Genomic DNA, 13,975 nt, shown 5'->3' with positions numbered 1-13,975 from the left:
GTTTTAGTTAATGCTTTCGAAGTAACTTTTCATTACTGAGAAGCTATCGAGAAAGCAACTGAAAAGTTTTAGGAGGAGATTATTAATGAGTAAAATTGTTATTATTTCAGGTAGTCCAACGAGTAATTCAAGATTATTTGCATTAACGGATCATGTTACGAATCAGCTTGAAGTTGAGGGACATGAAGTAGAGCACATTAATGTTGCTGAATTACCTGCTGATGCTTTGGTTCGAGCTAACTTTGGAAATAGTGAGATTATCGCTGCCAATGAGTTAGTTGCACAAGCTGATGCTGTCATTATCGCAAGTCCAGTCTATAAAGCAGCATATTCTGGAATTTTGAAAGCTTATCTTGATTTATTACCGCAAAAAGGATTAGAAAACAAGATCACGCTACCATTATTTATTGGAGGCACGCTTGCCCATCTATTAGCGATTGATTATTCGTTGAAACCACTTGTGCATGTTCTTGGAGGATATACGATTCTACCTGGTGTGTTTGCAATAGATGAATGGGTAGACCGTTTAGAGCAAGGTGGTTACCACATTAAAGAGTCCTTGGTGGACCGATTAACAGTCGCTACTAATCAGTTGCATGAACAATTATCAAAACATCAACAGCATGTAACTGTCTAATAATTAGAACAGTTCATAGCTTATTCCTTAAAAGCATTACATTTATGTAAACTCATAAATGTAATGCTTTTTTAATATGAACCATTAGTAAACGAAAGGTATCATAGTTAAATAGATCAAAATATGTTAAATTATAGAATAGCGTGTGTCATCCTGACATATTCATTAATAAGATAATAATAAAATTTATGAAAGGAGGTAGCTGTATGAAGAAAATAGAAGTGACAAATGTAACGCCACTGTCTGCCTTTAAGGTAACGATTTATTATTCTATTATCCCATTAGCATGTATGATGGTAATAGGTATTTTATTTACGATTATTGCAGCTGTAATTGGTCAAGGTGAATTGCTTGCAATAGGGATCCCATACATTATTCTACCTATTATTCTTATTTGGGTGTATGGTCTGTTTTCAATGTTGATAGCGTTAGTATATAACGGACTAGCAAAGAAGTTCGGTGGATTAGTTGTTACTGTAAAAGATGTAGAGGATGTTCAGCCGCAAATATACTACAATAATAATCCTCATCAGTAATACTATTTTTATAATACATAATTATAGAGAAGAGCCTAACTAAAGCAACTTTTAGTTAGGCTCTTCTCTATGTTTGTGGGTGGTTAATATAACTCCAGCCCCTATTATGTCATGTTATCTTACATAATAGGGGCTGGAGTTAACGTTTTTATTGTGAATTCAGAATATATTTCTTGATTTCTTTGGATGATACACTAAAAAACATTTAATATGTTAGTTTATATAACAATAATGGTGAATGTGCATTGTGGTTACCCATACATAATTATTACAATGATATTAATTCAAACAGGCTATAAATGAATTGATATTGATGATAGGTAGATTTGGAATAGGGTAGCTACAATTGCTAGTGAGTTACAAGCTGCTCATTTTATTGATTAGATAAATATATTAGGAGGAAACTAAGATGACAGGACAATTTTACAGATATCAAGGAAAGGCTTGGGATACACATTTTTTACCACGCCTATCAAAACTACAAGTGAGTCAGTTGCCAAACAAAGAAGAAGCTTTAGTTATATTACCAATTGGTGCAACAGAGCAGCATGGTCCGCATCTTCCTACCTTTACAGACACATTAATTAATGAAGGCATGCTAACTGCAGCATTTGATCAATTACCAGACGATTGTAATATTTGGACACTAGCAGCTATCCCATATGGAAAAAGTAATGAACACTATGGTCAGCCAGGAACAATTACTTTATCCGCACAGACATTAATGAGTATCGTACTTGATATCGCGGATAGCTTAACTCAATCAGGATTCAAAAAATTACTTTTATTCAACACACATGGTGGAAACAGTGCGTTGCTTAATATGATGGGTCGAGAAATTCGTATCGCTACAGGAATGAATGTGTTCCGAATGGATGGTGGCGGACTTGGAATAGGGGCGGGTATTATTGACGAACGCGAACAGAAATTCGGCTTACATGGCGGTGATTTAGAAACGTCAATCGTTCTAGCTATAAAAGAAAATTGGGTAGATATGAACGTTGCTCCTAATGAAATTCCTAACTTCCCAGCAGGATATACTGAAAAAGGTTCTACCAACTTTGCATGGATAATGAATGATATCTCAGAATCTGGTGTAGCGGGAAATGCAACGCTAGCTACAATGGAAAAGGGTAAAGAGCTTATTGCTCTAAGTGGTGAGAAGATTGCTATACATCTTCTTGAGATGAAAAAGTTTAATCTCAACTCTGTTAAATCAGGTAATAAAGCAAAATAGTTGAATGATAACAATAAATAGAGAAACATTAGGAGGAGAAATTTTATGAAGAACAGTCGTACGGTAATATTAGCAATGATTTTAGTCCTTACATTAGTTTTATCGGCTTGTGGTAATAACACATCTACTAACAGCAACAGTCCGAATAACGGTACTAATTCTTCTGCTAATACTGGAGAAACTGCAAAACCATATGAAGGTCAAACATTAGTTGTTGGTGTATGGGGTGGTCCTCATGAGAAAGTAATAGATAAATATATTCGTGGTCCGTTAGAAGCTTTAGGTGCCGAAGTTGAGTTAGTACTAGGAGGTACTGGTGATCGTACAGCTCTACTTTATGCAGAAAAGAGCAACCCATCCATGGATATCGCATTCCTTAATATTTATGAATCTAAGCAAGCTATTGAAGATGGAGTAGCTCAAGATGTCGATCCGTCCGTACCGAATCTAGCAAATTCATATGAGATCGCCCAATCATGGGGCTATGGATCAAGTATTATGGCTCTAGGTATTGCCTATAACCCGGAATCAGTAACTGAACCGATAGATAGCTGGGATGATCTATGGAGAGATGAATTGAAAGGGGAAATATCTGTATCTACCTTCCCAGGTTTTGAAGCAGAATCATTCCTTGCTATTGCTGGTCTAGCCTTTGGTAAAACAGAAGCTGATCTTGAAGATAATATCGCAAAAGTTGAAGAGCTAGGCGGTCTTGCAATGACTCACTACAATCTCGATGAGCTAGCACTTGAAATTAATGCAGGAACAGTATCTGCTGCGCCAGTATTTAACTATCAAGCTAATCTTTTGAAAGAAGCAGGAGCAAGTATAGAGTTCGTCTATCCTAGTAATCCTGGTCCAATTCTCGCAAAGAACACTATGGTTATCTCTAAAAATTCTAAAAATACAGAACTTGCTAAAGAGTTTATTAACTTGATGTTATCACCTGAAGCACAAGCGGAATTAGCGGCACTAGGATTTTATGGTCCAGTTAATACAACTGCTGTATTAGATGAAGAGCTAGCTTCTAAAGTGCTTTACGGTCAAGAAGCAGTAGATTCCATGATTACGCTAGATTGGTCAACAATTATCGATCAACGTTCTGCTGCAACTAATCTATGGAATCAAAAAATTCTTAATAATTAATTGATGCTATAACAAGAAGCTTCAATAATAGATATGCTCTTCATGAGAGTAGCGCTAGTATTGAAGCTTTCTTAATATCAGGAAGGACATGAAAAGTTTTAACTTATGTTTTCGAGGTAACTTTTCATGTACTTAGGAGTTTATCAGGAAGGACATGAAAAGTTTTAGGAGGGAGAAAGATGGATACTTCGGCTATTCCAGAGAAATTAATTCGTTCAAGAGCGCAAACAGGTTTTCGATCCAATCTACTATTACTTTCTCCTACGTTTATTCTATTTTTCATCGTATTTATGATACCAATTATCATTTTGCTTATTAGTAGTTTTCACGTGAATGATATGAGTAAAACATTGTGGGAGAAGAGTTACACTTTTGATAACTATGTACGATTCTTTCAAGAACCATATTTCATCCAATCTATTTTGAAAACGGTATGGTACGCCGTTATCATTATTCCAATATCAATTGTTGTAGGTTATATCGTTGCTTACTTTATATTCATCTCCAAAGGATTTTTGAAAATAACATTAATAACGCTTGTGTTGACTCCATCATTCAGTGGTGTGTTGCTACAATCATTAGGGCTATATATTATTTTTTCAAGATTTGGTCCGGTCAACGCATTGCTTTTGAAGCTAGGCATATTAGACGTACCGCATAATTTCCTCGGCACTGGTTTTGCAGTTGTATTGGCACTTGTACATGGCTTTTTACCATTTATGGTACTTACTATTCTAAATTCTTTGCGCACGATTCCAACGAATATAATTGAGGCGTCAAAAAGTTTAGGGGCTAACAGTATTATTACATTTTTGAAAGTGACATTACCTTTAACTAAAGGCGGCATATTAGCTGGATCTGTACTTGTTTTCGGTGGTGTAATCGGATCATTCTCAACATTAGTCGTAATAGGACAATCTAAAGTTCAACTGGTTGGATTAGTTATTTATCAACAAGCGATGAAAATTCTTGATTGGCCATTCGCATCAGTAATATCGGTATTTTTAGTTATTGTACTTATTCTAGGTGTTATGGCACTCACGATGATTGCAAAAATGTTTAGGGGGGGTCAGCATGCATAATACAGCATCAGAGAAGAGTTTGAAATTATTCGGCTATAGCATCGGTTATATCGCAGTATTTCTATGTTTCTTATTCATTATTGCTCCCTCTATTCTACTAGTTATGGCTGCATTCAATGAGGCTGAATATTTTTCATTCCCACCCAAATCATTTAGTACAAAATGGTTTGTCAAGATGCTTGAAACAGTAGGCTATCAGAAATCAATTGTACAAAGTATAAAGCTAGCCTCGATTTCAACGATTGGAGCATTATGCTTCGCTATCCCAGCGGCACTTGCTGTTAAGAAAAAAGCGAATGCATCAATAGAATCTTTCGTTCTATCTCCATTATTTTTCCCTTCTATTATATGGGCTTTAGGATTAATTCAATTCTATAGTGTCATTGGTATTTCTCGTACATTACTTTCTATCGTACTTGCTCATATGGTTATGATTATGCCGTTCATTTTCCGTATTGTATTGCAAAGTATGAGGGAGCTGAATCCAACGTTAGAAGAAGCTTCTTACAGTTTAGGTGCAAGTAAATGGAATGCATTCATTACAGTAACACTTCCATTAATAATTCCAGGCGTTATTGTAGGTTCTGTATTTGGGTTTTTAGTATCCTTTACTGATGTTACATTAACGATGTTTATCTCTAGTGCAGGGGTTGCGACATTCCCAGTACGCGTCTATTCGGAGCAGATTGAAGGTCTTAATCCAGTCATTATTGCGTGGTCTGTTGTGTTCACAGTTATTATCTTCATTATGTCATTCGTCGGTGAGAAAGTAGCGAGATGGTCTAGATTCTTCTAATAATAAACAATGGATAAGGGGTGGAGAAAATGAGTGAATTAGTTCTAACATCAATTACAAAACAATTTAAGGGTGTAGAAGTATTAAGTGAAATTAATATGCACATCAAAAACGGAGAGTTCATTTGCTTACTTGGCCCTAGTGGATCGGGAAAAAGTACTATCCTCAGAATTATTGGTGGTTTTGAACATGCTAATGCAGGCTCTTTAGTGCTAAATGGGGAAGAAATTCAACATCTTCCCCCGAATAAGCGGAATTTCGGCTTCGTGTTTCAAGACTATGCACTATTTCCGCATATGTCTGCAGAGAAAAATGTTGCTTATGGATTGAAGATGAGAAAAGTAGCTCCTCTAGTGTTGAAAGAAAGAGTTGTAAGTGCAATGAAGCAAGTAGGTTTAACTGGATTCGAGAAACGACTACCACAACAACTGTCAGGTGGTCAAAGACAACGTGTTGCGATTGCTCGTGTTATCGCTTTGCAACCTTCATTGTTATTATACGATGAGCCACTTTCTAATTTAGATGCGAAGCTCCGTCGTCAAATTCGGATCGAGATGAAAGCACTGCAACGTGAACTAGGAATTACGACGATTATGGTTACACATGACCAAGAAGAAGCTATTACGCTTGGTGATCGTATTGCTGTATTGCAAAACGGTGTCATCCAACAATTTGCTGCTCCGATGGAATTGTATAAGTCTCCTGCCAATCTATTTGTAGCAGGATTTATAGGTGACCCACCGATTAACTTCATGCAAGTTACAAGTACAGCAACAAAATCATCAACGATCGCTATTGGTAATTATCAATATGATGTGAAGAAGGCAGGGAATCGCGTGGATCTCCCAACTGAGATGGTACTCGGTGTTCGTCCAGAAGATGTTGTACTATCTAAGAAGGAAGGCATTAAAGGTAAAGTGAAAACGGTAGAGCAGTTAGGCGCACACTCACTTGCTTATGTAGATATAGACCATTCAATCTCCGGAAATTCTATTTGTTGTGTCATTGGAAATGAGGTTGAACCTCAGATTGGTGAGCAAGTATTTATTACGTTCAATTATAATAATTGCTTATTATTTGACCGTCAAACAACGATGCTTTTGAATGACGTTAAGATTGAGGAGGGGATTAGTTTCTCGCAACAACTTCCCTTAAAAGAGGTGACAGCATGAAGTTTGCTCAGGTGAATTTAGATCGAAATGTACCGTGCGTCATGCGTGATGGAGTCATTCTAAATAGCGATATTTACTACCCAGAAGGGGAAGAACAATTACCAATATTGTTGATGCGACAACCATATGGCAAACAACTTGCATCTACTGTTGTATGTGCCCATCCGACTTGGTTTGCTAATCAAGGTTACATCGTTATTATTCAAGATGTACGCGGTAGAGGAGAGTCAGAAGGTGAGTTTTATCCTTTTCGTTCAGAAGCAGAAGATGGTTATGATACGGTAGAATGGGCGGCTGCATTACCTCGTTCTAACGGTAAAGTAGGAATGTATGGATTTTCTTATCAAGGGATTACTCAGTGGGCAGCAGCAAGTTTGAATCCTCCTCATCTGCAGGCGATAGCTCCAACAATGGCTCCCGTTGATTGTTATGATGGAATGATGTATCCATATGGGAGCTTTGCTCTTGCAGAACTTCGTACTTGGGCTTATCAACTGGCTAGAGATGGAGCGCTTCGCGTCGGTGATGAAACTTCCGCCGCGTACTGCACACATAAGATGAGTACAGCAGAGCAGTGGTTAGCTGACTTGCCTATTCGGGATCATGATGAAGTATTGGAACGCTACTTCCCTACTTATTACGATTGGGTCATCCATTCTGAATACGATGAATATTGGGAACAGTTTAATTGGTTCTCATCGATGAATCAAGTGCCAGCACTGCATATTGGAGGTTGGTACGATTATATATTGAATGGAACAATTGAAGGGTATGAACAATATTCGAAGCAACGTAGTGAAGGTAAGCAAGAACGAATAGATTATATGATTATCGGCCCGTGGACACATATTCCTTGGGGAAGATATACAGGTGATATCGATCATGGTGTAGAGGCATACGGAGATATACATCGTGCTCAATTGCAGTGGTTTAATTATTGGTTGAAGAATGATAACTTAGCATCTTTGCCAATTGCACCAATACAATACTATGAAGTTAACAGTAAACAATGGCTAACGACTGATTGTATAAGTAGTATGTTAATAGAAGAGCAAGACAGTTATCGGCTATATGTTAACAACAGTGGTACTCCTGCAAATGGTTTGCTTGGCGGAGGTACTTTGACTACAGCTTTATCAGATCAACCAACTATCCCTGATGTTTTTGTTTATGATGCAAGATTACCGATGACTTGCTCAAACTTTATGCCGGTTGATCGTAGCAGGATTCAACAACGGAATGAGGTTCTTGTCTATTCAAGTCAACCTTTTAAGGAACTAATAAAACTACTTGGCGCCCCTAAGTTACAACTGAAATATGAGACGTTATATGGTCCGACCGATATTGTAGCTATTCTATCCGTTGTACATTCGGATGGTCGAGCGACGATGTTATCTATTGGCAGAGCAGAAGTGAATTCCAATGCTAATGATCAACAGGGTGGAATTACAGAAGTGAGCATTAAGTTGCGATATATCGGAGTTGAATTGCATACGGGTATGAGTTTACGTCTTGAGCTGACTGGTAGTGCTTTTCCGTTACTTATTCGTCATATGAACGGGGTTAGATTAAGTGAGCAGTTATCATTAGGATATCAGCAACTCAATATGGCGACAACAGCCATCTATAGTAACGATCACCAATGCTATCTCTTCATCCCATTAGCGAAATAATCTCATATCATTACAACAAATAGCGCTTCATGATCAACATGAGGCGCTATTTGTTGAATGAATTAGACTTTAATGTCTAAACTTTTCCCTAAATTAGGATCAAGGCTACCTTCAAGAACTTTGGTGAAAAGCTGAGAAGTAAGATCTTTACTAAGGTTCAAAGATTTTTTTAACAAACCAACTTGCATTTCAGCTTGCACTTGAGCAAGGCTATTAGCGGTTGATGCAGCTGCAATATCCAATAATGTCGCCTCCTAAAACTTTTCATAACTTCTTGGTGTTTCTTCTCGTGAATGAAAAGTAACATCAAAAGCATTGCTTATCCTAATTATCGGATAATGAATGCTATTAAATTAGGGGAGTGTTGAATTAACCTTTTACAGCACCTGCTACTACACCTTTAACAATATATTTTTGTAAGAACATAAATACGATGATTGAAGGTAATACTGCCATAACCATCGCTGTCATTGCATATTGCCAGTCTGATGTGTACTGACCAACAAAGGTATATGCAGCGAGTGTTAATGTTTTAGTATCAGGTGAACCATTTACAAGAAGTAAAGGAAGTAAGAAGTCATTCCATATCCACATCACATCGATGATCACGATGGTTGTTGTGACTGATTTCAGTAAAGGAAAGATCACTGAGAAAAATAATCGGAAGCCAGAAGCTCCATCGATCGTTGCACTTTCATCAATTTCTTTCGGTATACCTTTTACAAAACCATGGTAGATGAATACTGCTAGAGGAGCGCCGAAGCCCCAATATAGAAATCCAAGTCCGACTGTACTATCCGACAAATTTAATTGTTTGGCAAGTTGAACGACAGTTAACATGATCGATTGAAATGGGATTAGCATAGGCATAATACAAAGCATGTAAATTACAATGCTCATCCGAGATTTGGTACGAGCTAATTTATAAGATGCAATAGCTGACACCAGAATAATTCCTGCTAAACCAATGATTGTAATAACCATATTATTCATAAATAGTTTCGGATAATTGATGTATTCCCATACGTAAGAATAATTGGAAAATGTAATCTTTTCAGGTAATGCAATAACATCTCTCATTACTTCTCCAAATGATTTGAAGGAGTTAATAATGGCTAGAAATAGAGGATATAGAAATACGATCGAGATGAGAACCATAACAATTTCCAATATAATGCGTCCTACTTTAATTTGAGATTTCATTATGCCTCAACCTCCCTGCGTTTGAACAATGTAAGTTGAATTATTGTAATAATGAGTACGGCAACAAATAGAATGATTGCTTTGGCGGTACCATAACCATACATATTATCTTGGAAAGTGGTACGGTAAATATCATAAGCGACACTATACGTTGTACCACCAGGGCCGCCAGCTGTTAGTGATAGTATGACATCGAACACTTTGATTGAGTTGGTTAATGCCATAAATACTGAAATAGTAATTGATGGTGCAAGTAATGGTAACGTGATATTGAAAAAGCGACGAATTGGCCCTGCTCCATCAACTACAGCTGCTTCTTTCAAATCATCAGGTATAGATTGTAAACCTGCAATGTAGATTACAAGATAGAAACCAACCGATTGCCAGATCGATACAAGTAATATAGAGATAAAGGCAAGTTTTGGATCACCTAACCAACTAAGATCAAATATTGCCCAGCCCGTACTTTTACCTAGTGACTCAAATCCTTGCATAAAGATAAACTTCCAGATAAAACCGACAATGACTAAGCTCAAAATGTAAGGGATGAAGAATGCTGCTCTTAACCAAGTTGTAGATTTTAATTTCATATTAAGTAATAATGCCAGTAATATCGCTATTACATTGACAAGTACGATGTACAAAACCGCGTATTTAACTGTGAACCATGAAGCACTTGCAAAGTTAGCATCACCAGAAAAGATTTGAATGAAATTATCAAAACCTACAAATTTTGCATTACTAGATATTCCATTCCACTCCATTAAGGAGTATCTTATAGTCATGACGAATGGGATATAGAAAGCGATCGCCACACAAATGAGAACTGGAATTGTAAATAAACTAAATTCTATTTTTTCATTTGATCTTCGACCTAGAAACTTGAACATAAGGCACCTCTTTTCTTGTATTACACCGCTTAGTGAAGTTATATTTCATATTATAGGGAAGATGAAGTTGCTTCAAAATGGACTTTCATTATCAGTTAAGGGTAAAAAAGTGAACGGTGTTGTTGAAACAAGAAAGGGAGGATATTTGAAGTGAAATGGTTAAAACGCATGCAGGATAGAATTTCAAGTAGACTAGTTAATAAACTCATTATCTTATTCTCAGCAATTATCATATTAGTTGTGAGTGCGCTTACAGTAATTTCTTACCAAATGCTTCATAAAGAATCAATTAATAATAGTATTTCAAGTACGACGAATAACTTAAAATTAGTTAATCAAAATCTTGAGGATTATGTTAAAGAAATGGAACAACTGTCGTTACCTCAAGTTAACTACGACGAATTAACCTATGCGATATTGCATGAATCAGAGGACTACGCTTCTAAAATGTATATTGAAGATTACTTGCGAAGTATCTTCGTTAATCAAGATGATCTTATGGTTGTATATATGTATATTGTACAAGCTAATAAATACTATGAAATTTCACGAAAACAAAATGATATTTCAATTAGAGCGGTATCTGATGACACTATCGTTGATCAAATATGGTACGAGGAAGCTCTGAAAAGTCCGCATAATAGGGCGTATCAGTCATTGGATTTCAATAAATATTCTGATAATTATCGGATTGAAAATAATGATGATTTCTTCGCTTATCATAGGGTGTTACGTTCAATTGTCAGTAGAGAGCCTCAAGCGGTTTTAACTTTTTATTATAATAGTTCGGTGAAAGATATGATCATTGCTGATGTACCTATTGAAGCGGGTGAGCAATTATTTTGGTTAAATGAAAGTAATGAAGTTTTTGTTGCTACCGACGCTGTTTCCTACCATCAGTTAATTAATGAAAATGTAATTGCTGAACTCACAAGTGATAAGAATGGTCAATTTAGTTGGTCAGATAGAGAACAGAAATATCTTGTAGTCTATGATATTGGTAAAGTAGAAGGTTGGAAACTTATAAAGCAAATTCCTTACAATCAGATTAATAATATTGCGAACAAGACTCGTAATTTCAGTCTTATGGTCGGGATCGCGTTTCTTATTCTAGCGATGTTGTTAGTTATTATTTTATCTAACCAAATTACGAAGCCGCTGAAAAAATTATCTTTGCAAATGAAAAGATTCAGTTCAGGTGATTTTGAGGCGATTACTGATGTAGTTGGCAATGATGAATTAGCTTATATTTCACATCGATTCAATCAAATGGTTAGTCGTACGAATGAACTAATCAATGAACGTTACAAATTGAAACTTGCTGAAAAAAATGCGATTCTCAAGGCGTTAGAAGCAGAGATTAATCCACACTTCTTATATAATGCACTGCAAGCAATTTCAACTAAAGCATTAAAACATGGTCAATTAGAAATTGTAGATATGGTCGATTCATTAGCACTATCGTTACGTTATTGTATTAGTGGCAAAGATATCGTTAGTGCGGAGGAAGAACTGAAACATATCGGTCATTACCTTAACATACAAAAAGCTCGATTTGGAGAACGACTTCAAGTTACACGCGATTGGGATGACCAACTTTTAAATATTCAAGTACCGAAGTTATCGATTCAAACATTAGTTGAAAACGCTGTGAAGCATGGCTTAGAAAAAATATCTACACCGGTAACGATTTTTATTTCAGCGGAGCAAACAGAAACTGAGTTTGTTATAACTGTTACCAATAATGGACCAACTGTTGAACCTAGTAAGCTAAAACAAATTAAGCAATGGCTTGCTCAAGATTGGGAAGAGGCGCTCTCTAAGCAAGATAATATTGGGCTAATTAACTTAAATGCACGATTGAAGCTACTGTATGGTAATGATGCTCAGCTTGTGATGTTAAGTGACGAATTGCAAACGAGTATGTTAATAATACTACCTAGAGGGGGACAACAACGTCATGTATAACGTTATAATTATTGATGACGAAGAACCATTACGTGAGGCAATCAAAATATTAGGGGCATGGGAAGAGCTTGGTGTGTTGCAATTGTATGAGGCTTCAAATGGACATCAAGCTCTTGATGTTCTTAACAATCATACCGTTCATATTGCTTTAGTTGATATGAAAATGCCCGAACTCAATGGAAGCCAGTTGTTACAATTGATTGAGCAACAGTATCCTAATTTATTGTCCATCGTTATTAGTGGATACAACGATTTTGAATATACAAGACAAGCGATACGATCAAGAGTAGTTGATTATATATTAAAACCTGTGAATAGATATGATTTAAATACTGCTCTACGTAATGCAGTAGGTATTATAGAAGCGAAACAGCGTAAAGCAGAGGAAACAATTCATCAAAATATTACACTTAATATGAGTTTACCCAAATTGAAGGAAAAGTTATATTTATCTCTTATTGATAGGAATTTCAAAACTTACTACAATGAAGATTTGATGCGATTAGTTGGTCTAGGACGGAATAATCATTTGTTTGCAATTACGACCATTCGCTTTCTTAATATGGATGCACTTATAAAAAGAAGATTCAAAAATGATATTGATCTATTACAGTTTGCCACTTCTAATGTGATCCATGATGTGCTGTCTACGTATGTTCAAACATTCAGTTTTGCTAATCCTAAGCAAGAACGTGAAATAATAACTGTTGTTTCACTTGAAGGTAATTATCGTGAAGATATGAATTATAAGTTATATCATGGAATGAATAGTCTTCTAACAACATTACAAAATTTATTCGAGTTAGATGTCATTATTGGAGTAGGCTTGCCTGTTCATGAAATAACAGAACTAGCAACTAGTTTTGAACAATCTAAGTTAGCTCTCATGAGTTATGAACTAAGTAAACGTTCTGCACAAGTTGTGAAATATGATGAAGGGATACATCAAAACTTACAAAAAGATCATAAATCTATTTTTACGCGCATGGCACAACTTCGGCAAGTTCTCGATACAGGGAATAGTCAGCTGTTGCAGTCGATGTTGCACGATATGATGAATCAATGGAATAGTACAGAACAATTTACAATTGGTGAATCGGACAAGCTTACAGATGAGTTAATTATGGTTTTGAATGATATTGCGATAGAATATGGTGTTCCAGCTTCTGAGTTACCTAATAGTGATATGAATGCGATTCGAGTACTTGGTATTTTTGGCGATTACAACAGTTATGAGCAATATAAAGAAGTACTTCAACAAATAATTACAAAGTATAAGCAGTGTATCGACGCCGTTAAACAACAAGATACCATTTTCAAAATCAGTGATATTAAAAAATATATTGATCAATACTATTATGAAGATATTAAAGTAACGATGTTTGCAGAGAAATATTATCTTAGTCGAGAGTATTTGATGAAGCTGTTCAAGCAACAATACGGCTGTGGTATTCATGAGTATGTGCAAAGCGTTAGAATGGAAAAGGCAAAAGTATTGCTAGAAGATGCTAATTTGAAAATTCAAGATATATCAGAAATGCTCGGCTATAAAGACAAAAATTACTTTAGTAAAGCATTCAGAAACTATTTTGAGATGACACCTTCGGAATATCGTGCGTGTGCAGAAAAATAGTG

Annotated in this window: 13 protein-coding genes; 10 read left to right on the top strand and 3 right to left on the bottom strand. The window is 36.1% G+C overall.

Going from position 1 to position 13,975, the window contains the following annotated elements:
• Positions 1–85: 85 nt before the first annotated feature.
• From ssuE to NV377_RS07350, 8 genes are all read left to right on the top strand, one after another.
• Positions 86–637: an NADPH-dependent FMN reductase gene (gene ssuE, locus NV377_RS07385; RefSeq protein WP_258200558.1), complete on the top strand. Its 552-nt coding sequence runs from the start codon at positions 86–88 to the stop codon at positions 635–637.
• 206 nt (positions 638–843) lie between these two features.
• A complete protein-coding gene (locus tag NV377_RS07380; protein WP_258200557.1) occupies positions 844–1,173 on the top strand; it encodes a hypothetical protein in 330 nt (109 codons plus the stop codon).
• Between the two features lie 409 nt (positions 1,174–1,582).
• Entirely contained in the window at positions 1,583–2,410 is an 828-nt protein-coding gene (locus NV377_RS07375) for a creatininase family protein (RefSeq protein WP_258200556.1), read from the top strand.
• A 45-nt stretch (positions 2,411–2,455) separates the two neighbouring features.
• The gene (locus tag NV377_RS07370) at positions 2,456–3,556 is read left to right on the top strand and encodes an extracellular solute-binding protein (RefSeq protein WP_258200555.1); all 1,101 of its coding nucleotides are present in this window, start codon (positions 2,456–2,458) and stop codon (positions 3,554–3,556) included.
• Positions 3,557–3,735: 179 nt separating this feature from the next.
• Positions 3,736–4,638 carry an ABC transporter permease gene (locus NV377_RS07365; RefSeq protein WP_258200554.1) on the top strand — a complete coding sequence of 301 codons (903 nt, stop codon included), beginning with the start codon at positions 3,736–3,738 and terminating at the stop codon, positions 4,636–4,638.
• Positions 4,631–5,434 (top strand): ABC transporter permease, encoded by an 804-nt coding sequence (locus NV377_RS07360; RefSeq protein ID WP_258200553.1) that lies wholly within the window; start codon positions 4,631–4,633, stop codon positions 5,432–5,434. Before NV377_RS07365 ends, NV377_RS07360 begins: the two co-directional genes overlap by 8 nt.
• A gap of 29 nt (positions 5,435–5,463) precedes the next feature.
• Positions 5,464–6,606 carry an ABC transporter ATP-binding protein gene (locus NV377_RS07355; RefSeq protein ID WP_258200552.1) on the top strand — a complete coding sequence of 381 codons (1,143 nt, stop codon included), beginning with the start codon at positions 5,464–5,466 and terminating at the stop codon, positions 6,604–6,606.
• Positions 6,603–8,279, top strand: coding sequence for a CocE/NonD family hydrolase (locus tag NV377_RS07350; protein ID WP_258200551.1), 1,677 nt, complete (start codon positions 6,603–6,605; stop codon positions 8,277–8,279). The genes NV377_RS07355 and NV377_RS07350 overlap by 4 nt, the downstream gene beginning before the upstream one ends.
• 62 nt (positions 8,280–8,341) lie before the next feature.
• Here the strand turns inward: NV377_RS07350 and NV377_RS07345 are convergent, their stop codons facing one another.
• The 3 genes from NV377_RS07345 to NV377_RS07335 form a co-directional block, all read right to left on the bottom strand.
• Positions 8,342–8,521 carry a YjfB family protein gene (locus NV377_RS07345; RefSeq protein ID WP_258200550.1) on the bottom strand — a complete coding sequence of 60 codons (180 nt, stop codon included), beginning with the start codon at positions 8,519–8,521 and terminating at the stop codon, positions 8,342–8,344.
• A 127-nt stretch (positions 8,522–8,648) separates the two neighbouring features.
• Positions 8,649–9,482 carry a carbohydrate ABC transporter permease gene (locus tag NV377_RS07340; protein WP_258200549.1) on the bottom strand — a complete coding sequence of 278 codons (834 nt, stop codon included), beginning with the start codon at positions 9,480–9,482 and terminating at the stop codon, positions 8,649–8,651.
• Entirely contained in the window at positions 9,482–10,372 is an 891-nt protein-coding gene (locus tag NV377_RS07335; RefSeq protein ID WP_258200548.1) for a carbohydrate ABC transporter permease, read from the bottom strand. Before NV377_RS07335 ends, NV377_RS07340 begins: the two co-directional genes overlap by 1 nt.
• Positions 10,373–10,522: 150 nt before the next feature.
• Here NV377_RS07335 and NV377_RS07330 point away from each other — a divergent pair, with 150 nt between their 5' ends.
• Both NV377_RS07330 and NV377_RS07325 read left to right on the top strand, forming a co-directional pair.
• On the top strand, positions 10,523–12,340 hold the full coding sequence (locus NV377_RS07330; protein ID WP_308860097.1) for a sensor histidine kinase: 1,818 nt from the start codon (positions 10,523–10,525) through the stop codon (positions 12,338–12,340).
• Positions 12,333–13,973, top strand: a complete 1,641-nt coding sequence (locus NV377_RS07325) for a response regulator transcription factor (protein WP_258200547.1) — start codon at positions 12,333–12,335, stop codon at positions 13,971–13,973. The genes NV377_RS07330 and NV377_RS07325 overlap by 8 nt, the downstream gene beginning before the upstream one ends.
• The last annotated feature ends 2 nt before the right edge of the window (positions 13,974–13,975 follow it).

The sequence above is a fragment of the Paenibacillus endoradicis genome (assembly GCF_024721975.1).
The sequence above is the reverse complement of the archived record's forward strand: the minus strand, read 5'-3'. Positions and strand labels throughout refer to the sequence as shown.